At 62.5% G+C, this 26,340-nt stretch carries 23 protein-coding genes; 11 read left to right on the forward strand and 12 right to left on the reverse strand.

Features of this window, described 5'->3' with window-relative positions; genetic code table 11:
- Positions 1-10 precede the first annotated feature (10 nt).
- On the forward strand, positions 11-250 hold the full coding sequence (locus ACEUCR_RS18610) for an alternative ribosome-rescue factor A (RefSeq protein WP_041995388.1): 240 nt from the start codon (positions 11-13) through the stop codon (positions 248-250).
- Between the two features lie 90 nt (positions 251-340).
- Here ACEUCR_RS18610 and hemW read toward each other — a convergent pair whose 3' ends face one another.
- The 3 genes from hemW to ACEUCR_RS18625 form a co-directional block, all read right to left on the reverse strand.
- On the reverse strand, positions 341-1,486 hold the full coding sequence (gene hemW / locus ACEUCR_RS18615; protein ID WP_408791782.1) for a radical SAM family heme chaperone HemW: 1,146 nt from the start codon (positions 1,484-1,486) through the stop codon (positions 341-343).
- A 133-nt stretch (positions 1,487-1,619) separates the two neighbouring features.
- Positions 1,620-2,216 carry an RdgB/HAM1 family non-canonical purine NTP pyrophosphatase gene (rdgB, locus tag ACEUCR_RS18620; protein ID WP_041995391.1) on the reverse strand — a complete coding sequence of 199 codons (597 nt, stop codon included), beginning with the start codon at positions 2,214-2,216 and terminating at the stop codon, positions 1,620-1,622.
- A gap of 120 nt (positions 2,217-2,336) precedes the next feature.
- Entirely contained in the window at positions 2,337-3,026 is a 690-nt protein-coding gene (locus ACEUCR_RS18625) for a metallophosphoesterase (RefSeq protein ID WP_408791783.1), read from the reverse strand.
- Positions 3,027-3,198: 172 nt separating this feature from the next.
- Between ACEUCR_RS18625 and ACEUCR_RS18630 the strand changes: the two genes are divergently transcribed.
- Both ACEUCR_RS18630 and ACEUCR_RS18635 read left to right on the forward strand, forming a co-directional pair.
- Positions 3,199-4,365 (forward strand): multidrug effflux MFS transporter, encoded by a 1,167-nt coding sequence (locus tag ACEUCR_RS18630; protein ID WP_162625878.1) that lies wholly within the window; start codon positions 3,199-3,201, stop codon positions 4,363-4,365.
- 508 nt (positions 4,366-4,873) lie between these two features.
- Positions 4,874-5,161 (forward strand): hypothetical protein, encoded by a 288-nt coding sequence (locus ACEUCR_RS18635; RefSeq protein WP_111874721.1) that lies wholly within the window; start codon positions 4,874-4,876, stop codon positions 5,159-5,161.
- Between the two features lie 65 nt (positions 5,162-5,226).
- Here the strand turns inward: ACEUCR_RS18635 and ACEUCR_RS18640 are convergent, their stop codons facing one another.
- On the reverse strand, positions 5,227-5,787 hold the full coding sequence (locus ACEUCR_RS18640; protein ID WP_041995397.1) for a GNAT family N-acetyltransferase: 561 nt from the start codon (positions 5,785-5,787) through the stop codon (positions 5,227-5,229).
- Positions 5,787-6,341 (reverse strand): GNAT family N-acetyltransferase, encoded by a 555-nt coding sequence (locus ACEUCR_RS18645; RefSeq protein ID WP_392444313.1) that lies wholly within the window; start codon positions 6,339-6,341, stop codon positions 5,787-5,789. The genes ACEUCR_RS18640 and ACEUCR_RS18645 overlap by 1 nt, the downstream gene beginning before the upstream one ends.
- Before the next feature lie 354 nt (positions 6,342-6,695).
- On the opposite strand from ACEUCR_RS18645, the gene ACEUCR_RS18650 reads away from it, so the two are divergent.
- A complete protein-coding gene (locus ACEUCR_RS18650) occupies positions 6,696-8,465 on the forward strand; it encodes a M4 family metallopeptidase (RefSeq protein ID WP_408791786.1) in 1,770 nt (589 codons plus the stop codon).
- A 53-nt stretch (positions 8,466-8,518) separates the two neighbouring features.
- Here the strand turns inward: ACEUCR_RS18650 and ACEUCR_RS18655 are convergent, their stop codons facing one another.
- Positions 8,519-9,418: a LysR family transcriptional regulator gene (locus ACEUCR_RS18655; protein WP_041995403.1), complete on the reverse strand. Its 900-nt coding sequence runs from the start codon at positions 9,416-9,418 to the stop codon at positions 8,519-8,521.
- Positions 9,419-9,512: 94 nt separating this feature from the next.
- Here ACEUCR_RS18655 and mdtH point away from each other — a divergent pair, with 94 nt between their 5' ends.
- Positions 9,513-10,706, forward strand: a complete 1,194-nt coding sequence (gene mdtH / locus ACEUCR_RS18660) for a multidrug efflux MFS transporter MdtH (RefSeq protein WP_111874668.1) — start codon at positions 9,513-9,515, stop codon at positions 10,704-10,706.
- Between the two features lie 74 nt (positions 10,707-10,780).
- Here mdtH and ACEUCR_RS18665 read toward each other — a convergent pair whose 3' ends face one another.
- The 3 genes from ACEUCR_RS18665 to aspA form a co-directional block, all read right to left on the reverse strand.
- Entirely contained in the window at positions 10,781-11,863 is a 1,083-nt protein-coding gene (locus tag ACEUCR_RS18665) for a porin (RefSeq protein WP_408791788.1), read from the reverse strand.
- Positions 11,864-12,069: 206 nt separating this feature from the next.
- A complete protein-coding gene (locus ACEUCR_RS18670; RefSeq protein WP_392444310.1) occupies positions 12,070-13,389 on the reverse strand; it encodes an anaerobic C4-dicarboxylate transporter in 1,320 nt (439 codons plus the stop codon).
- A gap of 128 nt (positions 13,390-13,517) precedes the next feature.
- Positions 13,518-14,960 carry an aspartate ammonia-lyase gene (aspA, locus tag ACEUCR_RS18675; RefSeq protein WP_041995412.1) on the reverse strand — a complete coding sequence of 481 codons (1,443 nt, stop codon included), beginning with the start codon at positions 14,958-14,960 and terminating at the stop codon, positions 13,518-13,520.
- 444 nt (positions 14,961-15,404) lie between these two features.
- Between aspA and ACEUCR_RS18680 the strand changes: the two genes are divergently transcribed.
- On the forward strand, positions 15,405-15,869 hold the full coding sequence (locus tag ACEUCR_RS18680; protein WP_111874666.1) for an FxsA family protein: 465 nt from the start codon (positions 15,405-15,407) through the stop codon (positions 15,867-15,869).
- 103 nt (positions 15,870-15,972) lie between these two features.
- On the opposite strand, the gene ACEUCR_RS18685 is transcribed toward ACEUCR_RS18680, so the two are convergent.
- Positions 15,973-17,298 (reverse strand): MATE family efflux transporter, encoded by a 1,326-nt coding sequence (locus ACEUCR_RS18685; RefSeq protein ID WP_244911330.1) that lies wholly within the window; start codon positions 17,296-17,298, stop codon positions 15,973-15,975.
- Positions 17,299-17,546: 248 nt separating this feature from the next.
- Between ACEUCR_RS18685 and ACEUCR_RS18690 the strand changes: the two genes are divergently transcribed.
- The 5 genes from ACEUCR_RS18690 to ACEUCR_RS18710 all read left to right on the forward strand — a co-directional run bounded on the left by ACEUCR_RS18690 (position 17,547) and on the right by ACEUCR_RS18710 (position 22,300).
- Positions 17,547-17,840: a co-chaperone GroES gene (locus ACEUCR_RS18690; RefSeq protein WP_041995438.1), complete on the forward strand. Its 294-nt coding sequence runs from the start codon at positions 17,547-17,549 to the stop codon at positions 17,838-17,840.
- Between the two features lie 39 nt (positions 17,841-17,879).
- Positions 17,880-19,517 (forward strand): chaperonin GroEL, encoded by a 1,638-nt coding sequence (gene groL / locus ACEUCR_RS18695; protein ID WP_041995418.1) that lies wholly within the window; start codon positions 17,880-17,882, stop codon positions 19,515-19,517.
- Between the two features lie 94 nt (positions 19,518-19,611).
- A complete protein-coding gene (locus tag ACEUCR_RS18700; protein ID WP_408791789.1) occupies positions 19,612-20,109 on the forward strand; it encodes a molybdopterin-binding oxidoreductase in 498 nt (165 codons plus the stop codon).
- A gap of 124 nt (positions 20,110-20,233) precedes the next feature.
- The gene (locus ACEUCR_RS18705) at positions 20,234-22,051 is read left to right on the forward strand and encodes a putative bifunctional diguanylate cyclase/phosphodiesterase (protein ID WP_244911329.1); all 1,818 of its coding nucleotides are present in this window, start codon (positions 20,234-20,236) and stop codon (positions 22,049-22,051) included.
- A gap of 102 nt (positions 22,052-22,153) precedes the next feature.
- A complete protein-coding gene (locus tag ACEUCR_RS18710; protein WP_244911325.1) occupies positions 22,154-22,300 on the forward strand; it encodes a hypothetical protein in 147 nt (48 codons plus the stop codon).
- Between the two features lie 73 nt (positions 22,301-22,373).
- On the opposite strand, the gene rluA is transcribed toward ACEUCR_RS18710, so the two are convergent.
- Positions 22,374-23,030 carry a bifunctional tRNA pseudouridine(32) synthase/23S rRNA pseudouridine(746) synthase RluA gene (gene rluA, locus ACEUCR_RS18715; RefSeq protein WP_408791791.1) on the reverse strand — a complete coding sequence of 219 codons (657 nt, stop codon included), beginning with the start codon at positions 23,028-23,030 and terminating at the stop codon, positions 22,374-22,376.
- A 115-nt stretch (positions 23,031-23,145) separates the two neighbouring features.
- The gene (gene rapA, locus ACEUCR_RS18720; protein ID WP_408791793.1) at positions 23,146-26,013 is read right to left on the reverse strand and encodes an RNA polymerase-associated protein RapA; all 2,868 of its coding nucleotides are present in this window, start codon (positions 26,011-26,013) and stop codon (positions 23,146-23,148) included.
- Between the last annotated feature and the right edge of the window lie 327 nt (positions 26,014-26,340).

Genomic DNA, 26,340 nt, shown 5'->3' on the forward strand with positions numbered 1-26,340 from the left:
AGGAGCCATCATGGCCAGGAAGAAGAAGGATGACGTCATCATGGCGTCTGTGATGACAACCCGGGAGCCGGGTTATGCCCATCAAAGGGGCGAGATCAAGGATAACCACCTGCAGGCGCTGCTGACGGATCCGCTGTTTCGCAGCCGGGTCGAGCCGAGCAGGAAGGGCAAGGGGAGCTACCAGCGCAAGGCCAAGCACGGCAAGCGGTGGGAGCCCGGTCAGCAGCAGAGGGTAAGCGTCTGCTGCTGAGCGGGTTTCTGCCGGCCAAGTGGGCCAGATGACAAAGGGGCGCCATCGGCGCCCCTTTGTCATGGTGAAGGAGGAAGGCGCCAAGCCGCCTCATTCATCCATAAAGAGCTCGAGCAGCACGTTGAGGTAACGATGGCCGAGGGCCGTCAGTTGCCAGTGATCCCCATGATCGTCGATCAGCTCCTTGCTGTGGGCGATGTCGAGCATGGTCTCGACCCGCTCCAGGGGCAGACCGGTATAGGCTTCGAACTCCCACTTGGGCACGGGCTCGAACAGGCGGAAGCGGTTCATGAAGTATTCCAGCGGCAGATCCGCCGCCTCCACCTGCCACTGGCTGTCGAGATACTCCCGCGCCGGATCCAGATAGCCCTTGGGGTGTTTGACCTTGGCGCTGCGCAGTACCCGCTGTCCCGCCAGATCCGTCACCTTGCCATGGGCGCCGCAGCCTATCCCCAAGTAGTCGCCAAAGCGCCAGTAGTTGAGGTTGTGGTGGCACTGGTAACCCTCCCTGGCATAGGCCGATATCTCGTACTGGCGATAGCCCCGGGCGGTGAGCAGGGCATGGCCCCGCTCATAGATGTCCCACAGGATGTCGTCATCGGGCAGAGTGGGCGGCTTGGAGGCAAACGCCGTGTTCGGCTCTATGGTGAGCTGATACCAGGAGAGGTGGGGCGGCGCGCAGTCGATGGCCTGCTGCAGATCATAGAGGGCATCGTCCAGGCTCTGATCCGGCAAGCCGTGCATCAGATCCAGGTTGAAGGTGGGAAGTTTGATGGCGTGGGCCAGGGCGGCGGCCTTGCGCGCCTCCTCGGGGCCGTGGATGCGACCGAGCCGGGTCAATTTCTCCTGCTGGAAGCTCTGCACCCCGATGGAGATGCGGTTGATGCCGGCCCGCTGGAAGCCGGCGAACTTGTCCGCCTCCACAGTGCCGGGGTTGGCTTCCATGGTGATCTCGCAGTTCGCCATCAGGGGAATGCGGGCTCGCACCCCGTCAAGCAGCGCCTGCATTGCCTCGACACTCAATAGACTCGGTGTCCCTCCGCCGATAAAGATGGAGGAGAGCGCCCGGCCCTGGGCCCACTTCAGATCCTGGCTCAGGTCCTCCAGCAGGGCGGCCACATATTCCATGTGCGGCAGCGCCCCCTTCTGGGCATGGGAGTTGAAGTCGCAATAGGGGCACTTCTGGACGCACCAGGGCACATGGATATAAAGGGAGAGGGGCGGCAGTTGCAGCATGGGATTTCCACTGTTCAAACATCAAAAGGGGTCGGGTTGCCCGGGTTGCCGATGACAACGGGCCGGGGCGCCGCGAACGAAACGGGGGCCGACGGCCCCCATTGTAGATGACAACGCGGCGAGAGACAGCGCTTTAGTTGACCGCCGCCAGGGCGGCTTTCAGCTTGGCCAGGGCCTGGCCGCGGTGGCTGAGCCGGTTCTTGAGCTCCGCCGGCATCTGGGCGGCGGTGCAATCCTCGTCGGGCACGAAGAAGACGGGGTCATAGCCAAAGCCCTGTTCACCGCGGGGCGCATCCAGGATGAGCCCTTCCCAGCTCGCCTGACAGATGATGGGCGTGGGATCGTCGGCGTGGCGCATATAGACCAGCACGCACCAGAAGCGGGCGCTCTTGAGGTAGTCGGGGGCACCGTTGAGCTCGGTCAGCAGCTTGTCGATGTTCTCCCTGTCGCTGGCCTTATCCCCGGCGAAGCGAGCGGAATAGACCCCGGGGCGACCGTGGAGCAGATCCACTTCCAGACCGGAGTCGTCGGCCACGGCGGGCAGGCCGGTGAGGCGGGCGGCGTGGCGCGCCTTGATGATGGCGTTCTCGACGAAGGTGGTGCCCGTCTCGTCGGCATCGGGCACGGCAAACTCGCTCTGGGGGATCACCTGGATCTTCATATCGGCCAACATGGCGGCCAATTCCTTGACCTTCTTCTGGTTTCCTGTTGCCAGGACAAGCTTGTTCATCGTGCACCTCCGCAAAAATAACCTGCGCATTCTACGGGCAGGCCCGCGCCAATCAAAGGGGCAATTGTCGAGTTTGTGGCGCCCGGGAGCGGGCGCTGCGCCGACGTGCGCCATGCGGGCTCACAGGGTGAGGCCGTCTGGCTCGAGCAGGGTGAGCGCGCCGCCATAGACGGCTCCCGTGTCTATCCAGCAGAGGTTGCCGTGGCGCCACCAGCCAGCACGCAGCGGGGTGTGGCCCATCACCACCAGGTCGATATGGGCGATCCGCGTCTGGGGCTGGGCGGGGTCTTGCAGCAAACGCAGCAGGCGGCCGCGCTCCCACAGGAGAGTCTCCCTGTGCCTGGCCAGGAAAGCCGGGGTGAGTGCATCCCAATCGTCCGCCACCGGATCGGCATGCACCAGGCCGATGCGCCGACCCAGGGCCGTCTGCAGGGTGAGGGCCAGGGGCAAGCGGGCCAGCTGGGGCAGTCGCGCCCGGATCCTGGCCTGCTCCCGGGCTGGGAGGGCATCAAACCAGGTGCCCCCATTGCGGCGCCAGTGCGAGCGGGCCAGGGGATCGGCGCCGATCAGGGCGCTGTGCAGCATGGCTTCGTGATTGCCGAGCACCGCATGAAACCAGGGTTGATCGAGCAGGGCCAGGCAGCCCGGGCTATCGTCGCCCCGGTCGATGAGATCCCCCACCGAGCAGAGCCGGTCCCCGGCCGCCGGATCAAAGTCGAGGCGCGCCAGGGCCTGGTTGAGCTGGGCCAGGCAGCCGTGCAGATCTCCGACGATCAGGGTGCGGCCGGGGATGGCGATGAGAGGGGGCATGGGACCTCTGGGTGTCGGTTATTCAGGTGATGACAGGGTGTCGCGGGGGAGTAATTTCTCATATGGAATAACATTAGTGAGTAAATACCATTTCTGTTCATTTCACTGAGCCAGTAGACTGCCGCCCCACTCCAGTAAGCTTAGGTCTCCCCAGGCCCGTATGAGGTAAGCCATGCCCCTGATCCTGTTACTCGTGCTCTTGGTGCTGTTCAGCCCATTGGCCATCGACATCTATCTGCCTGCCATCCCGCAGATGGCCGAGCAACTGGGGGCCGAGGTGACCCTGATGCAGGGCACCATCACCTGGTTCTTGTTCAGCATGGGACTGGGGCAGCTGCTGGTGGGGCCGCTGGCCGATCGCTACGGGCGCAAGCCCATCGCCCTGTGCGGCGTGCTGCTCTATGGCCTGAGCGCCCTGGGGGCCGGCTTTGCCGCCAGCCTGGGGGAGCTGATGCTGGCCCGGGTGCTGCAAGGCTTCGGCGCGTGCGCCACCTCGGTGGCCGCCTTCTCCGTGGTGCGTGACAGCTATGGTCCCAAGAAGAGCGGCCAGATGATCTCCTATCTCAATGGTGCCATCTGCTTCATCCCGGCGCTGGCTCCCCTGCTCGGTGGCTGGTTGACTGCCCAGGCGGGCTGGTCCGCGAACTTCTGGTTCATGGCGGGTTATGCTGCCCTGGTCGGTTGCTGGCTGGTGTGGCGCATGCCTGAGACCCGTCCCGAGGAGACCCGCAGCGAGGGATCCCTGATCAGCTGGCAGCGTTACAGCCCCGTGCTGCGCTCCCCCAGCTTCCTGTTCAATGCCAGCCTCTGCATGCTGGCGATGGCGGTGATCCTGGCCTATGTCACGGCAGCGCCGGTGCAACTCATGGTCAAGCTCGGGTTGGACATGAACGGCTTCAGCCACTGGTTCACCGCCAATGCCGTCCTCAATATCGCCACCTGCTTCCTGGCGCCACGCTTCATCGCCAGGGTTGGCCCCAGGCGCACCCTGCGTCTCGGCTTGCTGGTGATCTGCCTGTCGGCCCTGATGCTGACCCTGGTGCAACATGTTCCCCATCCCCTGGCCATGATGGGCCCTGTGTTTCTCTCCAGCATCGGGTTTGCCATGGTGCTGGGCGCCGCCGCCGGCATGGCACTAGCCCCCTTCGGTCACTGCGCCGGCACCGCCGCCGCCCTGCTGGGCCTGTTCCAGATGAGCGGGGCCGGAGCCCTGGTGGGGATCACCGGGGCCCTGATGCCGGACCCCCTCAACCAGCTGGCCCTGCACATGTGGTTGCTGCTGCCGCCTCTGCTGGTGCTGCTGACCCGCCGTGGCCGCAGCCTCTGCGTCAATGGCTGAGGTAAAGACGAGAAGACGGGGGCCCAGGCCCCCGTCTTTCAGCTGGCCCTGCACATGTGGCTGCTGCTGCCGCCTCTGCTGGTGCTGCTGACCCGCCGTGGCCGCAGCCTTTGCGTCAATGGCTGAGCTAAAGACGAGAAGACGGGGGCTCAGGCCCCCGTCTTCGTTTGTGCCCCTGATACCGCCCATCCGGTCAGAAGCTGTCTGAGACCGGGTCCCTGCGGGGCGTGATCTTCAGTGGCGACAAGAAGGAGAGGGTTGCCTGAACAGTGAGCAAATTGTGCGTAAAATCGTTTTTTGTTGGTTTTTTGTGTCAAGAAAATGCATTTAAGCGGGTTTATTTATCCAGTGGGTGAGAAAATATCATTGTGATACGCGTTTCTATTGCCCGGGGTTGGCGTTATATTTTGCGCGTCTCTTGACTCCCTTTTTCATCCCAGATTGAAGAGGGGGCAAGATGCCTGTGATGGCAACGATGCCATCTCTCCAATTTCTTGAGGGTATGCACATGAACAAAGTACTGGTAGCCGGTATCCTGGGTCTGATGTTGACCGCCTGTGGTCAGAAAGAAGAAGCGGCGACCCCTGCCGCTGACGTTGCTGCCAAAGTAGAACAAGCCGCCAGCGAAGCCAGCGCCACCGTTGAGCAGGCCGCTGACCAGGTTGCCGACAAGGCCGCCGAAGCCGGTGAAGCAACCAAGCAGGCTGCCGCCGATGCGGGCGCTGCCGTTGAACAAGCCGCCAGCGACGCCGCCGACAAGGTTGAAGCCGCCGTGAGCGATGCCAAGGCCAACTAAGCCGGCTCTGTCTTGAGAGACGGGCCCGGGGATATCCCCGGGCCCGTTTTCATTGCGGCTCCGGTTCAGGAGGCGCGCCAGTCGGGATTGAGCAGGGCGGTCAGCACATGATCCTCCCAGCGGCCATTGATCATCAGGTAGTCGCGGGCATATCCCTCCCGCTCGAAGCCGAGCCGGGCCAGCAGGGCGGCGCTGCGCAGATTGGCCGGCATGTGGCTGGCCATGATGCGGTGCAGTCCCAGCTCGTCGAACAGATAGCCGATTCCCCCCTGCACCACCTCCTGCATCAGCCCCTGGCCCTGATGGGCCTCATCGATCGAGTAGCCCAGGTGGCAGGCCTGGAACATGCCATGGACTATGTTGGTGAAGTTGCAGGTGGCGATCACCCGCTCCCCGCTGCCATCGAGGGCCACCAGGTTGACCGCCTGGCCTGCGAAGAACTGGGCATAGCTCTCCCGCAGTCGGGTGAACCAGCAGGCCAGGGTGTAGAACTCGGGGTCGCGCCTGGGCTCCCAGGGGGCCAGGTGCTGGCGGTTGCGCAGGTAATAATCGAGCATCAGATCCGCCCGCTCGGGGGGCAGCACGGTGAGCCGGGTGCGCGCCGTCGTCAGGTGAGGCAGGGCCATCAGGCGTCCCTCTGTTGCAGCCATTCGTCCCGCAGCAGGCCGTACAGGGCGTGATCCAGCACCCTGTCCCCCAGCCGCTCGGCCCGGCGCACCATTCCCTCCTGACGCATGCCGAGCCGCTCGCACAGGGCCCGGCTCGGTTCGTTGTCGAGGGCGGCACTGATCTCCACCTTCTCCATGGCCATCTCCTCGAAGGCGTGATGGATGAGGGCGCGGCAGGCGCGCGTGACGATGCCGTTGCCCTGCCAGCGTTCCGCCAGCCAGTAGCCCAGGGTCACCTTGCCCAGGCTGTGGTCGATCTGGTTGTAGCTGATGATGCCGACCAGGTCTCCCTGGTATTCGATGGCGGTGGTGAGGGACTCGCCCCGGGCGAAACCCTCGATGGCATGGCGGATGAAGGTGGCCGTGTCGTCGCGGCGCTGGATGAGGGGAGGCCAGGGCAGCCACTGGGCGAGGTAATCCCGGTTCTGCCGACACAGGGCGTACAGTTCGGTCGCCATGTCGGGCTGCAAGAAGATCAGCGCCAGTTCGTCATCCAGCTGCCAGGTGAACATAGGGTCTCTCCATCCATGCCATCAGGTTGTGTGGTGCCAATGTAGCCAATTGGCCCGTGGAGTGCCATGGGGTCGTCATCGTCTGCCGGTGTGCGAACCGGTATGGCGCAGCACAGGGGGGACCCCTGTGACAGAGATGCCGAATATGGGGGGGCATTTGGCCCCGGACTCTCCGCCAGTGGCACAAGATGCTGAGCCGGGCGTCTTCATGGCCCCCAGGAAGGCTCATCAGCAGATCCTGCTACCCCTTTGTGCTGCCTTGTCAGTTTTGACAGGGCGCAATCGGCCGGGCGCTCGCTAGCTTAGAAGCGCCGGGAGTGGCCCGGCATATCATCGATTTTAAGGAAAGCTGAGATGAACAGAGTCTATTTGGCCGTCGCGCTGGCCTGCTGGGGCGGTATTGCCCTGGCGGCCGAGCAGGTAACCATCACCCAGATCGCGGGCATGCAAGGGGCGCCGAGTGGCGCGGCCGGAGTGAGCGCACTGGCAGGGGAGGGGGAGTATCGCCAGGTGCGGGCCGTCACCCTGCCCAATGGTCAACAGCGGGTCCGCTATGAGCAGACCTGGCACGGGATCCCGGTCTGGGGTCAGGTGCTGGTGGCCGAGCAGTCCCTCGGCGGTCAGGTCAGCAAGCTGTCCGGTCAGATGCTGCGCCAGATCGAGGGCGATCTGAGCAGCCCGAAAGCCAGCCTCTCCCCCGCCGACGCGGCGGCCAAGGCCCGCGCCGGGGCCAAGGGCAGCAACGAGCGGGTCAAGCTGTTCGTGGTGCAGGATGAGGCAGGCCAGGCCCGGCTGGTCTACTTGGTCTCCTGGCTGGCGGCGAGCGAGACGCCGAGTCGTCCCTTCGTGATGGTGGATGCCAACAGCGGCGTCGAGCTCAAGCGCTGGGAGGGGATCAACCATCAGAACGCCGGTGGTCCCGGGGGCAACACCAAGACAGGGAAGTATTTTTACGGTGCCGACTTCGGCCCCCTGGTGGTCGATGCCAACTGCCGCATGAGCAGCACCAATGTCGATACCATCAACATGAACCATGGCACCTCGGGGGGCTCCATCCACCAGTTCACCTGCCCGGAGAACACGGTCAAGGAGATCAACGGCGCCTACTCCCCCCTCAACGATGCCCACTACTTCGGCAACGTGGTGTTCGACATGTACCGCAACTGGTACAACACGGCGCCGCTGAGCTTCAAGCTCAAGATGCGGGTCCACTACAGCCGCAATTACGAGAACGCCTTCTGGGACGGCAGCCAGATGACCTTCGGCGACGGCGCCACCACCTTCTATCCCCTGGTGAGCCTGGACGTGGCCGCCCACGAGGTGAGCCACGGTTTCACCGAGCAGAACTCGGGGCTGGTCTACTCTGGCCAGTCCGGCGGCATCAACGAGGCCTTCTCGGACATGGCCGGGGAGGCGGCGGAAAACTACATGAAGGGCAGCAATGACTGGTTGGTGGGGGCCCAGATCTTCAAGGGCAACGGCTCTTTGCGCTACTTCGAGGATCCGACCCGGGATGGCAAGTCCATCGGCCATGCCAGCGATTATCGCAGCGGCATGGATGTGCACCATAGCTCAGGGGTCTACAACCGCGCCTTCTACCTGCTGGCCAACACAGGCGGTTGGCATACCCGCAAGGCGTTCGAGGTGTTCGTGCTGGCCAACCGCCTCTACTGGGGCCCCAACACCAGCTTCGATCAGGGAGCGTGCGGGGTGACCAAGGCCGCCACGGATCTCGGTTACAGCGTGAGCGACGTGGCGGCCGCCTTCAGCGCGGTCGGGGTCAATGCCAGCTGTGGTGGCACCACGCCCCAGCCGGGCAGCGTGCTGCAAAACGGGGTACCGGTGAACAATCTCACCGCCGCCAAGGGGGGCAAGCTGAACTTCACCGTCGAGGTGCCCGCCGGCAGAAGCCAGCTGGTGGTGACCAGCAGCGGCGGCAGCGGGGATGCGGATCTCTACGTGAAGTTCGGCGCGGCGCCCACGGTGACCAGCTATGACTGCCGTCCCTACAAGAGCGGCAATGGCGAGACCTGTACCCTCAATGCCCCCAAGGCGGGGACCTGGCATGTGCAGCTGAGCGGTTACAGCGCCTTCTCCGGCGTGACCCTCAAGGCCAGTTACTGAGCCTGAACGGGATAACGGGATAAAGAAGAGCGCCGGACTTGTCCGGCGCTTTTTTATGTAAGGTCCCCCGCCCAGCGCCGGGCCAGGGTGCGGGCGGCTTCGAGTACCCGCTCCTTCTCCGGGTTGGGGCGCTTGCCGCCGCGCCAGGCCATCATGACGTCCCAGTGATCCGGCGGCAGATCCGTCACATCCAGCTGTACCAGGCGGCCGAATTCCAGATCCCGGGCGATGGCCAGGGCGGGCATCAGGGTGATGAAGCCGTGCTCCAGGGCCAGCTCCCGGGCGGCGCTGGCGGGCTGGATGGCATGGAGGGGCCGGGTCACCTGGCGCAGCAGCCTCAGCTGGATCAGCAGCTCGTCACAGCCAGTGCCCCACTGCTGGGGGGCGAGGCGCTCGTTGGCGATGTCTTGCAGGGTCAGTCCCTGGCGGCCGGCCAGAGGGTGGGTGGCACAGGCCACCGCTATGATGGGGGAGCGGTAGAGCAGCTCGAGCTGGATGCCGGCGATGGCGGGACACTTGAGGATGAAGCCGACATCCGTCTCCCCGGTCAACAGCTCCTGCATGATGATGCCCGAGTGATCCGTGCTGCAGCGGATCTCGAAGCTCTCGTCCACCAGGGCCAGCAACAGGGGGCCGAACACCACTGTGGTGAGGGAGGGGAGGCAGGAGAGGCGGATGCGTGGCAGCAGGGGGGTTCCCTGCAGGGCGAGCTGGCCGGCCGCCAGGGTGGCGAGGGCGGTATTGACCGCCGGCAGAAACTGTTCGCAGGCCGCGGTGGGGGTGGCGCCACGGCGGTGGCGGCGAAACAGCGGCTGGCCGAGAGCCTGCTCCAGCACGGCGATACGCTGGCTCACCATGGGTTGCGACCAGCCCCTCACCGCGGCCGCCTTGCTGAAGCTGCCCCGGTTGACCACATCCAGCAGCAGTTGCAGATCATCGAGCGTCATAGCCATAAAATTTTCCAATATGAAATATAGCCAGTTGTCGGCTACCACTATATCTCTGCCCCTCGCAGAATAGCAGCATCAATTGGGGACTGAGGTGGCTATGGTGGAGCGGGCACGGCGGCTGGGACGCTGGTTTTTGGCATTGGATTCCTTGCTGGTGATCCTGGGGTTTTTCGTGGTGATGCCCATGATCAGCCTGAGGTTCGTCGATCAGCTTGGCTGGGCGGCCGGGGTGGTGGGGCTGGCCCTGGGCCTGCGTCAGCTGACCCAGCAGGGGCTCGGCATCTTTGGTGGCTCCCTGGCGGATCGCTTCGGGGCGCGGCCGCTCATCGTCGGCGGCATGCTGCTGCGGGCCCTGGGGTTCGCCAGCCTGGCCTATGCCGAGAGCGGTCTGGCCCTGATCCTCTCCTGCATCATCTCAGGCCTGGGGGGCTGCCTGTTCGATCCGCCCCGGGCGGCCCTGGTCATCAAGTTCACCCGTCCCCACCAGCGCGGGCGTTACATCTCGCTGCTGATGATGCTGGAGAGTGCCGGTGCCGTGCTCGGCGCCCTGCTCGGCAGCTGGCTGCTCAACTTCGACTTCGAATATGTCTGCCTGCTGGGCGCCGGGCTCTTCGTCAGCGCCGCCCTGTGCAACTGGCTGATCCTGCCTGCCTACAGGATCTCCCTGCGTCCCACGCCGATCAAGGCCGGGCTTGGCCGGGTGCTGGCGGACAAGGGGTTCTGCCGACTGGTGCTGATCTTGAGCGGCTACTATGCGCTCTGGGTGCAGGTGATGCTGATCTTCCCCATTCTGGTCAAGCAGATGGCGGGCAGCAGCACGGCGGTAGGCTGGATGTACAGCCTGGAGGCGGCCCTCTCCCTGGCGCTGCTCTATCCCCTGGCCCGCTACGGCGAGCGTCACTTCCGGCTTGAGACCCGGCTGCTGGCGGGCATCTTGCTGATGACCACCGGCATAGGCCTGGTGGCGTTTGCCACCAGCCTGGAGGCGATCTTCGTGCTGCTGGCCTGCTTCTATCTCGGCATCATCATAGTGGAGCCGGCCCGGGAGACCCTGATGACCCGGCTGGCCCACCCCGGTGCGCGGGGCAGTTACATGGGCTTCAGCCGACTCGGCCTGGCCCTGGGGGGCATGACGGGGTATGTGGGTGGGGGCGCGCTGCACGACTATGCCAGCGTTCAGGGTCAGCCCTGGCTGCCCTGGCTGGTGCTCGGCACCGTCGGCGTGGTGACCCTGCTGCTGCTGGCGCACTGTTTCGCCCACCGCCCTGAGCTGACCCGGCTCCGGGCATGACCGCGAGGCAAAAAGAACCGGCCGCTGATGCGGCCGGTTCGGGACTGGGTGTCGGCGCGAGGGCCGATCCTGTGTCAGAAGTTGTACTGCAGGGCGACACCGACCACGTCGTCTGAGACCTGGCCCAGCTTGCTGTAGCCATCGCTGCCGTCTTCGTCGAGCAGGTTGATCTTGTAATCGACGTAGGCGTTGAAGTTGTCGGTGAAGTTGTACCAGGCACCGACACTGACGTATTCGGTCAGGGTATCGTCGATGTTGGCGCCGCTGCGATTATCCTTCACGTCGGTACGCAGGTAGGCGACGGACGGCTTGAACTTGGGTGTGACGCTGTATTGGGCCACGGCTTCATAGCCATCGCTCTTGTCGGCAAATCCGCTCTGGCCGTTCTTGCTGACGAAGACATGATCCTGACCGTGGGCATAGCTGGCCGCCAGGTAGAGATTGCCCGAGGCGTACTTGATGCCGGCGCCATACAGCTGGGCGTCGTCATCGCCACCGAAGGCGGCGAGTGCCTTCTGGTCGCTGGTCTTGGTGGCCATGTTGTAGGCGGCACCCAGCGAGAGACCCATGTCGAAGTCGTAGTTGGCGGACAGGGCGTAGCCCTCGTCGGAGCCCTTCATCCACTTGCTGTCCTTGTCGTTCCAGGGATCGTTCTTGCCGGTGAACTGGGCACCCAGGGTCAGCCCCTGATAGGTGTAGAGATACTGGGCCAGGCCGTTGGTGCGACCGGTGCCGAACACGTCAGTGTCCTTGCCCAGGCCGTCGCCCCCCCACTCCGGCAGCACGTCGGTATAGTTGTTGACCGCCTTGGCGAACAGACCATCCTGACGGCCGTAGCTGAAAGTACCGAAGCGATCGTGCTGGATACCGACGTAGCCGTAACGCAGCTCGTCGTTGTCGGAACCCGAGGTCGGCAGGTTGTATTCGGCGAAGGCGAATGCCTTGGCCTCGTCATCGATGCGGGTCTCCCCTGCGACGTGCAGACGCAGGTAGCTCTGGTCGCCTTCCAGATCGTCATTGCTGGTGCCGTAGTACATGCCTTGTACGCGGCCGCCGATGCCCAGCTTGGTGCCATCTTGATCATACAGGGTGGCAGCCTGGGCGGTACCGGCCAGCATCAGGCTGGAAACAGCCAGGGTCAATGCGCTCTTTTTCATTGTCTATTCCTCTGGGGTAAGTACTCTCCAGGTCCACGCAGGAGCCTGAATGATCGGTATTTTCCGATGTGGCCATTCTAGGAGGGGGAACCTTGATGGGAGCTGAAGCCGGGGCTTGTTCGCCCGAACGGTCACCGTTTTTGTGACGCAGTACGACAAAAAAAAAGCGGCCCGCAGGCCGCTTGATCACCGAAAGGGGATCGGGGTCAGAGCATGAGACCGCCGAAGAAGAAGCCCAGGGTCACGGCCATGGCGATGGTGGCGACACCCGGCACGAAGAAGGGGTGATTGAATACCGCCTTGCCGATACGGGTGGAGCCGGTGTCGTCCATCTCGACCGCGGCCAGCAGGGTCGGGTAGGTGGGCAGCACGAACAGGGCACTCACGGCGGCGAAGGAGGCAATCGCGGTCAGCGGGCTGACACCCAGCGCCAGGGCGGCCGGCATCAGGGCCTTGGTGGTGGCACCCTGGGAGTAGAGCAGCATGGAGGAGAAGAACAGCACCACGGCCAGCAGCCAGCTGTAGTTGTTGAGCAGATCGCCGGCGACCATCTGTATGGTGTCCATGTTGCCCTTCACGAAGACGTTGCCGAGCCAGGCCACCCCCAGCACGCAGATGCAGGCGGACATGCCGGACTTGAAGGTGGGCATGTTGGTCACCTGGGTGGCGTCCAGCTTGCACACCAGGGTCATGATGGTGGCGGCGGCGAGCATGATGCCCATGATGGCGCCATCGCGGGGGATGGGCGGGTGGGCAATCAGGCCTACGTTGCCGGAGATGGCGGTGGCATAGGCCATGACGGCGACGATGGCGGCGACGAAGATGCCCACAGACAGCTTGGCATAGGGTTTTAGCTCGATCTGGCTGGTGCCGCGCAACTTGATCAGGCCTTTCGCTTTACGCTCCAGATAGACCTCATCCTGCTCCAGGGGCTTGCCCATCAGGTTCGCCACGAAGGCGCCCAGGATGCAGGCCAGGAAGCTGGAGGGGATGCAGATGGCCAGCAGGGTCAGGTAGTCGACGCCAAACGGTTCCAGCATGCCGGAGAAGGCCACCACGGCCGCGGAGATGGGGGAGGCGGTGATGGCGATCTGGGAGGCAATCACGGCGATGGAGAGCGGACGGGACGGGCGAATGCCCTGCTCCTTGGCCACCTCGGCGATCACCGGCAGGGTGGAGAAGGCGGTGTGACCTGTCCCGGCCAGCATGGTCATCAGGTAGGTGACGACCGGGGCGGCGAAGGTGATGTGCTTGGGATTCTTGCGCAGTGCCTTCTCGGCCAGGGAGACCAGGTAGTCCATGCCGCCGGCCAGCTGCATGCAGGCGATGGCGCAGATGACGGACGCGATGATCATGATCACGTCCCAGGGGATGTAACTGACCAGTTGATCACCCGGGATCTGCATGCCCAGCCCCCAGGTCAGCACCAGTACCCCCAGGCCACCGGCGAAGCCGATGCCTATGCTGCCTATCCGGGCCCCCAGATAGATAGCGCCGAGCACGACGGCCAACTCGATTCCAATCATAGTGAACACTCCATTATTTTTTAGTTTTGAAAATGGGGTCTGGCACAAAGCCATTTCCTGATGGGCCGGGTGAACCGGCCGCTCGGGAAATGACTTTCAGGGCCGGGAGTATCCCGGCCCTGACTCGCTTATGCGGTGACGCCGCGCTGGAAGCGTTTGGCCTTGTATTGCGGGTTCATCAGGTTGTCGATGGAGAGGATCTCGTCGAGCTGTTCCGGGGTCAGCAAACCGCGCTCGAGCACGACTTCACGGACGTTCTTGCCGGTCTGGGCACAGATCTTGCCGACGATATCCCCTTCGTGGTGACCGATGAAGGGGTTGAGGTAGGTGACGATGCCGATGGAGTTGAGCACGTGGTTCATGCAGATCTCCGGGTTGGCGGTGATGCCTTCCACGCACTTCTCGCGCAGGGAGACGCAGGCATTCTTCATCAGACTCAGGGATTCGAACATGGCCTGACCAATCACGGGCTCCATCACGTTCAGCTGCAGCTGACCCGCCTCGGCGGCGAAGGTGATGGTGACGTCGTTGCCGAATACCTTGAAGCAGGCCTGGTTGACCACTTCCGGGATGACCGGGTTGACCTTGGCCGGCATGATGGAAGAACCCGCCTGCATCTCCGGCAGGTTGATCTCCTTGAGCGCGGTGCGCGGGCCGGAGGAGAGCAGACGCAGGTCGTTGCAGATCTTGGAGAGCTTCATGGCCAGACGCTTGACGGCGCCGTGCAGCATCACATAGGCGCCGCAGTCGGAGGTCGCCTCGATCAGATCCTCGGCGGGCACATAGGCACGACCGGTGATCTCGGCCAGGCGCTGGATGGCCAGGGCGGAGTACTCGGGCGGGGTGTTGAGGCCGGTACCGATGGCGGTCGCCCCCAGGTTCACCTCCAGCAGCAGCTCCTGGCAGCGCTTGATGGACTTGATCTCTTCACGCAGGGTGACGGCGAAGGCGTGGAACTCCTGGCCCAGCGTCATGGGCACGGCGTCTTGCAGCTGGGTACGGCCCATCTTGAGCACGCCGCTGAACTCCTTGGCCTTGGCATCGAAGGCGGTGATCAGATCTTCCAGGGCATCCAGGGTGGTGTCCGTGCTGTTGACCACGGCGACGCGAAAACCGGTGGGGTAGGCATCGTTGGTGGACTGGCACTTGTTGACGTGGTCGTTGGGGTTGATGACGTCGTAGCGGCCCTTCTCCATCCCCATGATTTCGAGGGCGATGTTGGCTAGCACTTCGTTGGTGTTCATGTTGACCGAGGTACCGGCGCCGCCCTGGTAGACGTCGATCGGGAACTGATCGAAGCACTTGCCGGTGTTGAGCATGAGGTCGCAGGCTTCGACAATCTTGTCTGCGATTTCAGGACGTATGGTACCCAGCTCGCCGTTGGCCAGCGCGGCCGCCTTCTTGGTCAGCACCATGCCACGGACGAACTCGGGGACGTCAGAAATTTTCTGAGTGCTCAGCTTGAAGTTCTCGACCGCCCGCAGGGTGTGGACGCCATAGTAGAGTTCATTGGACACTTCTTTGGTGCCCAGCAGATCTTCTTCAATGCGGACGCTTTTGATGTCGCTCATTGTCATGCCTCAGAAATCAGATAAATGGAAAATGATCCTCACCGAGTGGTCGCGAGTTCCTTGCGCACATTTCATCCTGAAGCACCACACATCGAGTGGGGCGGTAGGGGAATGGCTCCCCCGATTACTGTCGGCAACCTTACCCCATTGGGGGTAAATCTAACTAGACGCAGATCACTAAATTTGAAGGATTCTCAAATTTTTTGCGCCCATTAAACTGATGTTGCAATTGCCCCATTTACTGTGACAGAACAGGGCACTTACGCCCAGCCATGACGGCAGAAAATTTCCCTGAAATCACGAAGGGATCGCGCTTTGACTTGAAAATGCGCCGAGCCACCCCATCTATGGAACAGGAATGCCATTTCTTTGACCCGCACAGGGTGGAGAAGGCGAGCGCCAGTGTGGACTGGCCTATCTCTATCAAGTCGCACCGAGGTCAACATGGGTAAGTTGTTTCTGCTGTTTATCGGTCTCTCCCTGCTGGAGCTGACCGTCATGATCCAGGTGGGGACCGTGATCGGCGCCCTGCCGACCGTGGTACTCATAGTGCTGACCGCCATGGTGGGCAGCGCCCTGGTAAGACAACAGGGGCTCAAGACCCTGCTGGAGGCCCAGCAGCGGATGCAGCTGGGGGAGATGCCGGCTCGCGAACTGCTGGGGGGCATGCTGCTCGCTCTGGCGGGGCTGCTGCTGATCGTCCCGGGTTTCGTCACCGATCTGCTGGGGTTGCTGCTGCTGTTGCCGCCGTTGCGGGGCCGACTGGCCGATCGGCTGGTCAAGGGGGTCAGGGTGCAGGGGGCCATGGGGGGCTTCCCACCCCAGGAGGGTTTTGGATCCTCCCCTGAGCCCACCCTGCACGATCGTCCCGGCACCACCATAGAAGGGGAGTTCGAGCGCAAGGAGTGATCCTCGCGCCGACGGGCACGTTTGACCCGGCAGGGACAGGATGAAACACAACGGGGCCGCGACAGCGGCCCCGTTGGTCATATGGCTTCGCGCTCCCCCAGCCTTAGCGGCGGCAGAGCCGCTCGAAGTGGTGGTGGGCATAGAACCAGGCCAGACCCCCTGCCGCCAGATTGGCGATCAGTATGCCCAGATAGACCCCCTCTTCCCCGCCCAGCCGGGCGCCGAGCCAGGCCCCGGGCAGCAAGAACACAAATAGTCTCATGCCATTGAACAGGAAAGAGATGCTGGAGGCTCGCACCCCGTTGAGGGAGGAGGCCAGCAGCATCACCATGCCCTGAAAGCCGTAGCCGATGGGCACCAGATGCAGGTAGAGGACGATGAGGCGCACCACCTTGGGGTGGTCGCTGAACAGGGTGGCGATCAGAGGGGCGAGCAGCCAGGTCAGGGCATAGATGACGAGCTGGAACAGCAGGGCGAAGCGCATGCAGAGCAGCAGCGCCGCCCTGGCCCTGGCCGGATTGCTCGCGCCGCAGTTCTGGGACACGAAGGGCGCCAGCACCGAGGAGAGGGCCATCATGACGATGAGCAGCAGAGCCTCGACCCGGGACGCCGCCCCGTAGGCGGCCACCACCTCGGTGCCGAGCCCGGCGAAGATGGCCATCAACACGGCGTTGGCCAGGGGGTTGAGCATGTTGGTGAAGGAGGCGGGCACGGCCACATGGAGCAGGGCGCGCCAGTGGGCCAGCAGGGCGCGACGGGGCGAGAGGCGCCAGCGCAGCAGGCCCTCCCGATGACGCAGTATGTAGAGGCTGACCAGCATGGCCATCAGCCAGGAGAGGGAGGTGGCGATGGCCGCCCCGCGAATGCCCCATTCGGGGAAGGGACCTATGCCGAAGATGAGCAGGGGATCCAGCACCCCGTTGACCAGCCCCGCCACCGCCATCACCAGGCTCGGGGTCTTGGTGTCCCCGGTGGCGCGAATGGCGGCATTGCCCACCATGGGCAGCACCAGCATGGGTACCGTCAGGTACCAGATCAGCATGTAGTCGTGGATGAGGGCGATCAGGGCCTCTCCCGCCCCCAGCAGACGAAACAGGGGGTTGATGGTGAGGGCGCCCAGCAGGGCGAGGGCGCAGACCAGTACCACGGCGAGAAACAGGCTGTCCGTGGTGAGGTGGGCCGCCTCTTCGTGCTTGCCCTGACCCAGGGTGTGGCCGATCACGGCACTGAGCCCGGCCCCCAGCCCCATGGCCAGGGAGGTGACCACGAAGGTGACCGGGAAGGTGAAGCTGATGGCGGCAAGCGCCTGGGTGCCCAGCATGCCGATGAAGAAGGTGTCGATCAGGTTGAAGGCCAGGATGGCGACGATGCCGAGGATCATGGGACCAGTCATACGTAGCAGAACGGCAGGCATGGGGGCGGTCAGCATGGGGTTGGGTCGGGTCAAGGGCGCGTCTCTTAACGGCTGGGGACTGAGGTCTGGTTTGCACTGGGACAAACCTGGGTCCATGACGGGGCACGGCGATCCATCGAAGGCGTTCATAGTACGTGAAAAATTTTTTTTTGTATCCGCCCTTGAAGGGGAGGAATAAGTGCCCCACATCTGGGACATATGCAATTTGGCCAGGAATGGCCATTCCTCAAGTAACAAAGTGACTCATTTTGGGAGAGTTATCGATGAAAATTCGTCCACTGCACGACCGCGTCATCATCAAGCGCATCGAGGCTGAAGCCAAATCCGCCGGCGGTATCGTCCTGACTGGTACTGCGGCTCAGAAGTCCACCCGTGGTGAAGTTCTGGCCGTGGGGACTGGTCGAATTCTGGATAATGGCGAAGTGAAAGCCCTCGCAGTCAAGGTCGGCGACCAGGTGATCTTCAACGAAGGTTACGGCGTCAAGACCGAGAAGCTGGACGGCCAGGACGTGTTGATCCTGTCCGAGACCGACATCCTGGCGATCGTCGAAGCCTAATTTTTCCTTCCCCCGAATTGATTAAAGGATTCAAGAATCATGGCAGCTAAAGAAGTTAAGTTTGGCAACGAAGCCCGCATCAAAATGCTCGAAGGCGTCAACATCCTGGCCGATGCCGTCAAGGTGACCCTGGGCCCCAAAGGCCGCAACGTGGTACTGGACAAGTCCTTCGGTGCTCCGACCATCACCAAGGATGGCGTCTCCGTCGCCCGTGAAATCGAACTGGAAGACAAGTTCCAGAACATGGGCGCCCAGATGGTCAAGGAAGTCGCTTCCAAGGCCAACGACGCCGCCGGTGACGGCACCACCACCGCCACCGTGCTGGCTCAGGCCATCGTCAACGAAGGCCTGAAGGCCGTTGCCGCCGGCATGAACCCCATGGATCTGAAGCGTGGTATCGACAAGGCCGTGGTGGCCGCCGTTGCCGAGCTGCAGACCCTGTCCCAGCCCTGCGCCGACAGCAATGCCATCGCCCAGGTGGGTACCATCTCCGCCAACTCCGACGAGAAAGTGGGCAAGCTGATTGCCGAAGCCATGGACAAGGTCGGCCGTGATGGCGTCATCACTGTCGAAGACGGTCAGGGCCTGGAAGACGAGCTGGCCGTGGTGGAAGGCATGCAGTTCGACCGTGGCTACCTCTCCCCCTATTTCGTCAACAAGCCGGAAACCGGCGCCGTCGAGCTGGATGATCCCTTCATCCTGCTGGTGGACAAGAAAGTCTCCAACATCCGCGAAATGCTGCCGGTGCTGGAAGGTGTGGCCAAGGCGGGCAAACCCCTGCTGATCGTCGCCGAAGACGTGGAAGGCGAAGCCCTGGCGACCCTGGTGGTCAACACCATGCGTGGTATCGTCAAAGTGGCTGCCGTCAAGGCGCCTGGTTTTGGCGACCGTCGCAAGGCCATGCTGCAAGATATCGCCATTCTGACCGGTGGTACCGTGATCTCCGAAGAGGTGGGCATGGAGCTGGAGAAGGCGGCACTGGAAGATCTGGGCCGTGCCAAGCGCATCGTCATCACCAAAGAGAACACCACCATCATCGATGGCGTGGGTGATGCAGCCCTGATCGAGAGCCGTGTGGCTCAGATCCGTCAACAGATCGAGGAGACCTCCTCCGATTACGATCGCGAGAAGCTGCAAGAGCGCGTGGCCAAGCTGGCCGGCGGTGTTGCCGTGATCAAGGTAGGTGCTGCCACCGAAGTCGAGATGAAAGAGAAGAAAGCCCGCGTCGACGATGCCCTGCACGCCACTCGCGCCGCTGTGGAAGAAGGCGTGGTGGCCGGTGGTGGTGTCGCCCTGGTGCGCGTAGCCGCCAAACTGGCTGGCCTGCGTGGCGACAACGAAGATCAGAACGTGGGTATCAAGGTTGCCCTGCGCGCCATGGAAGCACCGCTGCGTCAGATCGTCATCAACGCCGGTGAAGAGGCCTCCGTCATTGCCAATGCCGTGAAGAACGGTGAAGGCAACTACGGCTACAACGCTTACAGCGAGCAGTATGGCGACATGCTGGCCATGGGTATCCTGGATCCAACCAAGGTCACCCGCTCCGCGCTGCAGTTCGCCTCTTCCATCGCCGGTCTGATGATCACCACAGAGTGCATGGTCACCGAACTGCCGAAGAAAGATGCCCCTGCCATGCCGGATATGGGCGGCATGGGTGGCATGGGCGGCATGATGTAATCGCACCTTGCCATCAAACGGCTCGCATTGGCGGGCCGTTTTTTTTTACTGCGGTTAAACTGGTTGTATTGATAATAAAATCATTGGTGTATCTATGATGAAACTCGCTGTTTTCGCCCTGCTTACCGGCCTCATGAACCCGGCCATGGCCATGGAGGCGCCCAAGGGGCCCGTCATCCTGACCGTGACCGGCAACGTCAATGCCGAGCACGGGCAAGAGGGCAGGGTCGCACTGGATCTGGCCCTCATTCAGTCCCTGCCACAGCACGAAATAGTCACCAGCAACCCCTGGGTCGACAAACCCCATCACTACAAGGGGCCCAAGGTGGCGGATCTGCTGGCGGCGCTCAATGCCAGGGGCAAGACCCTGACCCTGACTGCCCTCAACAGTTTTCAGATCAAGGTCGATTGGGAGAGGGTGCAGAAATACGAGCCCATACTGGCCTGGCAAGACGACGGCATCACCATGCGGGTACGTGACAAGGGGCCGCTTTGGTTTATCCTACCCTTGGATCAATATCCGGAGCTCAAGCAGTCTGCCTTCACCGACATGATGATCTGGCAACTGAGTGCCATCGATATCCAGAACTGACGAGGGGACTGGGCGGGTGAAAAGAAAGAGTTGGTCGATATTGCTCATTCTCTATCTCTCCATACTCTCGTTCACCGGGAGCACGCTCTACTGCCTGGTGCAGATCCAGAATGCGACCCGGATCATGGAGAAGTACACCTACGATGTCTCCTGGGCCTTGATGCAGTTGCAACTGGAGCTGGGACGTTTTCTCAACTCGGTCGAGCTCTACCATTATGGCGGCATCGACCATGACACCCTGATGCTGCGTTACGACATCCTGTGGAGCCGCACCCCCGTGCTGCTGAGCGGCCAGCTGCGCGAAAGCCTGCGGGACAAGCAGAAGGCCCTGCGTCTGGTGCAGCTGATCGAGAGCACCATCCGCGAGCTTGAACCCCGGATCATGGAGCTCAAGCGCGGCAGCGGTGACTACCAGCGCGTCATGATGCGACTCTCCCCCTTGCAAGAGCCGCTCTCCTACTCTCTCGCCTCCGTGATGCAGCAGAACATCAAGGTCTACACGGGCAATGACCAGCACTTCGGCACCCTGCGCAATGCCTTGCTCTTCATGGTGAGTGGTCTGCTGCTGTCGGTGATCATGCTCAGCATCCTGCTGATCCGTGAAGGGCGGCGTCATTACCGGGAGGCTCGCCTCGATACGCTGACCGGACTCTCCAATCGCCTTGCCCTGCTGGAGCAGATGGAGGAGTGCGCCAGCCGGGATCAACCCTTTGGCCTGGTGCTGGTCGACATCAATGAGTTTCGCGATATCAACAGCAAGTTTGGCTACAACATCGGCGATCTCTTGCTGCAAGAGCTGGCACGTCGGCTGGCATCGCTGTGCAACGAGAGTGAATGGGCCGCGCGGCTGGTGGGGGATCAATTCGCTATCATCCAGCGAGGCAGCAGCGACCTCAAGCAGGTGCGCGAGCTGGTCTCCCGCCTGCTCCATCTGGTCAAGCAGGATATCTTGCTGGATCACTACCCGTTTCGTCTGGAGGTGGGGATCGGCATCGCCTTCTTCCCGATGGACAGCGAAGAGACCCAGGATCTGCTGAGCCGGGCCGAGCAGGCCCTCTTCCACAGCCGCAAGACCCATGTCCCCTATGTCATCTACGACAAGTCACTGCAAAACGAGACGGCAAGGCGCAAGCATCTGGCTTCCGACATGGTGGTGGCCCTCGAGCGCAATGCCCTCGAGCTCTACTACCAGCCCATCGTCAATCTGGAGACGGGGCGTTGCGAGGCGGTCGAAGCCCTGCTGCGCTGGCGCCACCCCGAACTGGGCTTCATTCCCCCCAACGAGGTGATCCAGGTGGCCGAAGAGTTCCAGCTGGCCGAGAAGCTGGGGGGCTGGGTGCTCAACAGTGCCTGTGCCCAGCTCTATCAGTGGCAGCAGCTGGGGCTGGTCGATCTGCAGATGTGCGTCAACATCTCCCCCGGCATGTACCAGCGCAGCCTGCTGAAGCTGGTCGCCAAAGCCTTGATGGATCATCATATTTCCGCCGCCCACCTGGTATTGGAGGTGACGGAGGACACGACGATGAACGAGGTGAAGAACTCGCTGCAACTGATGCAGGACCTGGATCAGCAGGGGGTGCAGCTGGCCCTTGACGATTTTGGCACCGGCTACTCCTCCCTCAGCTATCTGCAGAAGCTGCCGGTGAGCAAGGTGAAGATCGACCGCTCCTTCATCCAGGGGATCGACAGCTCCACGGAGGCGACCGAACTGGTGGCCAACATCTGTCGACTCGGCTCCATGCTGGGCAAGACGCTGGTGTGCGAGGGGATAGAAACCCAGGCCCAGCTCGATGTGTTGCGCAGCCTCACCGATATTCATCTCTATGGTCAGGGTTACCTGTTCAGCCGTCCGGCCCAGGCCGAGGCGGCCTATCAGACCCTGCTGGAGATGGAAGAGCGATGGTTGGGAGGCAAGGCCCCCGGCAAGGCATGCAACAGTTGAGAGATTGCTGCTCATGTTTCTGTCGCCATGGCCGATAGCCTGAGGGCAGGAGGAATGCAAATGGAAATATCCGGTTCTACATCTGCATCTTATGGAAGTGCCATGATGGTCGCCAGCCTGGCGAAGAAGCAACAGGTGCAGGAGGGGCAAACCGCCCTGGCCCTGTTGCAGGGCGCAGCGCAGTCCGCTCCCGCCCCCAAGAGCACGGCAGGCAGCACCCTGGGTGGCAACATCAATATCCACGTATGATGCCCAGCAACAAAAAGCCTCGGTCTTTCGACCGAGGCTTTTCTTTATGTGGGACTCTGCTCTGGCAGGCGCCTCAGCAGGAGAAGGGGGCCTGGGCCTCGAAGGTCATCAGCTCGCCGCTGCGGGGGTGGCTGATGGTCAGACTGGCCGCATGGAGATAGAGATGGGGGGCCGCCGCCAGGGCCTGCGGGTGGGCATAGAGGTTGTCCCCGAGGATGGGATGCCCCAGCTCCAGCATATGGACCCGCAGCTGGTGTGAGCGACCCGTGATGGGGGTCAGCTTGATCAGGCTGTTGCCGTTTTCCACCTTCAGCGTCTGCCACAGGGTCAGGGCATGGCGCCCCTCCTCGAAGTCCACCTTCTGCTTGGGCCGGTTCGGCCAATCCACGCACAGAGGCAGGTCAATCTCGCCGGACTGCGCCGCCGGCTCGCCCCAGACCCAGGCGAGGTAGTGTTTCTCGGTCTCCCGCTCGCGAAATTGCCGGCTCAGCTCCCGGTGGGCATTGGGGTTGAGCGGGATCACCAGTACCCCGGTGGTGGACATGTCGAGGCGATGGGCCGCCGCCGCCTTGGGGTGCTGCTGCTTCACCCTGTGCAGGACACTGTCTTCATTCTCGGGACCGCGCCCGGGGACGCTCAGCAGGCCGGTGGGCTTGTTGACCACCATGATGTCCTTGTCCTTGAACAGGATATCGAGCCAAGGTTCCAGAGGCGGTGAGTATTCAAACATAAAGGTCTCGCATCAGAAGGTGGGGGCAAGCCCCCATCAGTTATGGGTAACCACAATCTTAAAGGGCATGACATCCAGCTTGAGCAGGTTCAGATCATGCCTTTTCAGTATCGCGTCAGTTATGGGTCACCACGATAAAGCGGATTGCATCCAGCTTGAGCTGGGTCTGATCGATCAGATGGTGCAGCTCCGCTTGCAGGTCGCGCAGATAGTCGAGTTCGCTGTCACGGACGTTCGGGTTGACGGCCTTGAGGGCCTCCAGCCGGTCCAGATCGTGTTGCAGGGTCTGCGCCATCTGGCCACGGGCCTCGTCGACGATGGCGGCCTTCAGGGTGTCTGCGATGATCTGGCCCTTGCCGATAAGGCCATGGATCACCGGTTGGGATGCGGTGACCAGTTTGCTGCCCAGATGACGGTTGACCGGGGTCAGCTGGCGGTTGAAGGCATCGAATGCCACCTTATCGCCCAGGTTCTGACCGTTCTTGTCCATCAGCAGGCGGATTGGGGTTGGCGGCATGAAACGGTAGAGCTGGGGGTGGGCCGCCGACTCGGCCACGAAGATCAGCTCCAGCAGGATGGAGCCCACCGGCAGCGCCTTGTTCTTGAGCAGGGCAACCGAGGTGGCCCCAATCTCGGAACCCAGGATCAGATCTATGCCGCCCCGCATGATGGGGTGATCCCAGGAAAGGAAGAACATGTCGTCCCGGGAGAGGGCGGTATCCCTGTCGAAGGTGACCGTCATGCCATCCTGGGGCAGGCCCGGGAAGCTGGAGACCAGCATGTGATCCCCCGGGGTCAGCACCAGGGCGTTTTCGCCCCTGTCATCCTGATTGACGCCGATCTCGTCGAACATCTTGAGGGCGAACGAGATCATGGCTGTGTCGTCATCTTCGGCGGCCAGTGTCTCGACCAGCTGTCTGGCGGCGTCGCCACCGCTGGAGTGGATTTCCAGCAGGCGATCGCGCCCCTGCTCGAGGCGCGCCTTGAGCGGTTCGTGCAGCTCGCGAGTTCGGCCAAGCAAGGCGTCGAGTTCGTCGGTGTCACCGCTGTTGGCGGCCAGCAGCTCGAACAGTTGATCCCGCACCGCTTCGAATACCGGGCGGGCCGTGGGGCAGGTCTGCTCGAAGGCATCCAGGCCGTCATGGTACCAGCGCAGGAGTGCAGGCTGGGCACTGCCCGCCAGGTAGGGGACGTGGATTTCGACCGTGCTCTGCTGGCCAATCCGGTCCAGGCGACCGATGCGCTGCTCCAGCAGATCCGGGTTGAGGGGCAGATCGAACAGCACCAGGTGGCTGGCAAACTGGAAGTTGCGCCCCTCGGAACCGATTTCGGAGCAGAGCAGCACCTGGGCGCCGCCCTCGGCCTGTGCGAAATAGGCGGACGCCTGATCCCGCTCCAGGATGGACATGCCTTCATGGAAGACGGTGGCGCGGATCCCTTCGCGGGTGCGCAGTGCCTCTTCCAGGGCGAGGGCGGTGGCCGCCTCCGAGCAGATCACCAGCACCTTCTGCTGGCGTGCGCCGAGCAGCAGCTCCAGCAACCAGTCGATGCGGGGATCGAATTGGGTCCAGCTGGCGCTATCGCCCTCGAACTGCTGGTAGATCTTCTCCGGATAGAGGTAGCGCAGGGCACGTGACTGCAGGTCACCCCCATTGCCTCCCATCATGCTCATCACCTTGATGGCGGTCTTGTACTGCTCCGGCAGCGGCATGGGATAGACGTTGAGGTGACGCTCGGGGAAGCCCTTGATATTGGCGCGGCTGTTGCGAAACAGCACCCGGCCGGTGCCGTGCTGGTCCAGCAGCTTGGCGACTGCCTGCTGACGGGTGGCTGCATCGCTTAAGTCCAGCCCATCCAGCTGGCTGGCGAGGATCTGCCTGGCCTCATCGCTCAGGGTCTCGCCATCCAGCAGTTCCTGGGCTGCCGTGGCCACCTGGCCATAGGCCTGCTCCTCGGCGAGGAAGGCGTCGTAGTCGTAGAAGCGCTCGGGATCGAGCAGACGCAGGCGGGCGAAGTGGCTCTGGTGACCCAGCTGATCCGGGGTGGCTGTCAGCAGCAACACACCCGGCACCTGTTCGGCCAGGGCTTCCACCATCTCATAGGCGCGGCTAGGTGCCTCCACGCTCCACTCCAGGTGGTGGGCCTCGTCGACAACCAGCAGATCCCACTCGGCTTCCAGCACCTGTTCGAAGCGGCGGCGCTTCTTGCGCAGGAAGTCGAGGCTGCAGATCACCAGCTGTTCGGTCTCGAAAGGATTCTCCGCATCGGCGAAGGCCTCGATGCAGCGCTCCTCGTCAAACAGAGAGAAGTGCAGGTTGAAGCGGCGCAGCATCTCGACCAGCCACTGATGCTGCAGGGTCTCGGGCAGCAGGATGAGCACCCGCTGGGCGCGGCCGGAGAGCAGCTGTTGATGGATGATCATGCCTGCTTCTATGGTCTTGCCCAGACCCACCTCATCGGCCAGCAGGACGCGGGGCGCATAACGATGACCCACCTCATGGGCGATATAGAGCTGATGCGGGATCAGGCTGACCCGGCCACCGGCCAGACCGCGAGTCGGATTGCGACGGCGCTTGTGCTGATTGATCAGGGCTTCGTAGCGCAGGGTAAAGCGGGACATCCGATCGATCTGACCGGCGAACAGTCGTTCCTGCGGCTTGTTGAACTTGATGAAATTGTTGAGAAACACTTCCTTGAGTGCCACGGGTTCACCGTTGTCGGTGCGTGTGCCTACATATATAAGGAGGCCATCCTTTTCCTGCACTTCGTCGACGGTCAGGGTCCAGTCCTCATGGCTGGCAATCTGATCCCCTACATTGAAACTGACCCGGGTGACCGGCGCCTCTTCTTTGGCATACATGCGGTTTTCACCGGTTGCCGGAAACAGCAGGGTCACCATGCGCCCTTCGACGGCCACAACTGTTCCCAACCCCAGATCCGTTTCCGTATCACTAATCCAACGCTGGCCAAGTGCAAAAGGCATTAAACTCTCCAAAGCCCAACAAGAGTGTGTGAATCACAAAGGGGCGCTATGTTACCCGAAGGCGTGAACGCGATCATCATGGATATGGCGGGCAACAAAGATACCCGCTCCCCCATGTATGCATGTGGAGCCAGATTGCCCCTGACCGGCCTGTCCCTTGGGTTAAACGCTCGATAAATGAGTGTTTTGCTGTATTTATCAGCGAACGAACCTTTTCTGTCATCTTTTTGTCATTCTTCCCTTGCCAGCGGGCGCGCCATCCCTATAATGCGCCCCTACCAGCACGGCGGAACACGCCGGACTGATGAGTCAGCTTCCTTGCGAAGC

Source organism: Aeromonas bivalvium (assembly GCF_046078285.1).
GTDB lineage: Bacteria > Pseudomonadota > Gammaproteobacteria > Enterobacterales > Aeromonadaceae > Aeromonas > Aeromonas bivalvium.

Excerpts from the sequence above, each read along its gene's own strand:
- ACEUCR_RS18645 (WP_392444313.1), bottom strand. The coding sequence starts at position 6,341 with ATGTTCACCTGGCAGCTGGATGACGAACTGGCGCTGATCTTCTTGCAG.
- ACEUCR_RS18655 (WP_041995403.1), bottom strand. The coding sequence starts at position 9,418 with ATGGCTATGACGCTCGATGATCTGCAACTGCTGCTGGATGTGGTCAAC.
- ACEUCR_RS18625 (WP_408791783.1), bottom strand. The coding sequence starts at position 3,026 with ATGCCCCCTCTCATCGCCATCCCCGGCCGCACCCTGATCGTCGGAGAT.
- ACEUCR_RS18610 (WP_041995388.1), top strand. The coding sequence starts at position 11 with ATGGCCAGGAAGAAGAAGGATGACGTCATCATGGCGTCTGTGATGACA.
- ACEUCR_RS18635 (WP_111874721.1), top strand. The coding sequence starts at position 4,874 with ATGAACAAAGTACTGGTAGCCGGTATCCTGGGTCTGATGTTGACCGCC.
- ACEUCR_RS18690 (WP_041995438.1), top strand. The coding sequence starts at position 17,547 with ATGAAAATTCGTCCACTGCACGACCGCGTCATCATCAAGCGCATCGAG.
- ACEUCR_RS18650 (WP_408791786.1), top strand. The coding sequence starts at position 6,696 with ATGAACAGAGTCTATTTGGCCGTCGCGCTGGCCTGCTGGGGCGGTATT.
- ACEUCR_RS18700 (WP_408791789.1), top strand. The coding sequence starts at position 19,612 with ATGATGAAACTCGCTGTTTTCGCCCTGCTTACCGGCCTCATGAACCCG.
- ACEUCR_RS18705 (WP_244911329.1), top strand. The coding sequence starts at position 20,234 with ATGGAGAAGTACACCTACGATGTCTCCTGGGCCTTGATGCAGTTGCAA.
- mdtH (WP_111874668.1), top strand. The coding sequence starts at position 9,513 with ATGGTGGAGCGGGCACGGCGGCTGGGACGCTGGTTTTTGGCATTGGAT.
- rdgB (WP_041995391.1), bottom strand. The coding sequence starts at position 2,216 with ATGAACAAGCTTGTCCTGGCAACAGGAAACCAGAAGAAGGTCAAGGAA.
- groL (WP_041995418.1), top strand. The coding sequence starts at position 17,880 with ATGGCAGCTAAAGAAGTTAAGTTTGGCAACGAAGCCCGCATCAAAATG.
- ACEUCR_RS18680 (WP_111874666.1), top strand. The coding sequence starts at position 15,405 with ATGGGTAAGTTGTTTCTGCTGTTTATCGGTCTCTCCCTGCTGGAGCTG.
- rluA (WP_408791791.1), bottom strand. The coding sequence starts at position 23,030 with ATGTTTGAATACTCACCGCCTCTGGAACCTTGGCTCGATATCCTGTTC.
- ACEUCR_RS18710 (WP_244911325.1), top strand. The coding sequence starts at position 22,154 with ATGATGGTCGCCAGCCTGGCGAAGAAGCAACAGGTGCAGGAGGGGCAA.
- hemW (WP_408791782.1), bottom strand. The coding sequence starts at position 1,486 with ATGCTGCAACTGCCGCCCCTCTCCCTTTATATCCATGTGCCCTGGTGC.
- rapA (WP_408791793.1), bottom strand. The coding sequence starts at position 26,013 with ATGCCTTTTGCACTTGGCCAGCGTTGGATTAGTGATACGGAAACGGAT.
- ACEUCR_RS18640 (WP_041995397.1), bottom strand. The coding sequence starts at position 5,787 with ATGGCCCTGCCTCACCTGACGACGGCGCGCACCCGGCTCACCGTGCTG.
- aspA (WP_041995412.1), bottom strand. The coding sequence starts at position 14,960 with ATGAGCGACATCAAAAGCGTCCGCATTGAAGAAGATCTGCTGGGCACC.
- ACEUCR_RS18630 (WP_162625878.1), top strand. The coding sequence starts at position 3,199 with ATGCCCCTGATCCTGTTACTCGTGCTCTTGGTGCTGTTCAGCCCATTG.
- ACEUCR_RS18670 (WP_392444310.1), bottom strand. The coding sequence starts at position 13,389 with ATGATTGGAATCGAGTTGGCCGTCGTGCTCGGCGCTATCTATCTGGGG.
- ACEUCR_RS18665 (WP_408791788.1), bottom strand. The coding sequence starts at position 11,863 with ATGAAAAAGAGCGCATTGACCCTGGCTGTTTCCAGCCTGATGCTGGCC.
- ACEUCR_RS18685 (WP_244911330.1), bottom strand. The coding sequence starts at position 17,298 with ATGCTGACCGCCCCCATGCCTGCCGTTCTGCTACGTATGACTGGTCCC.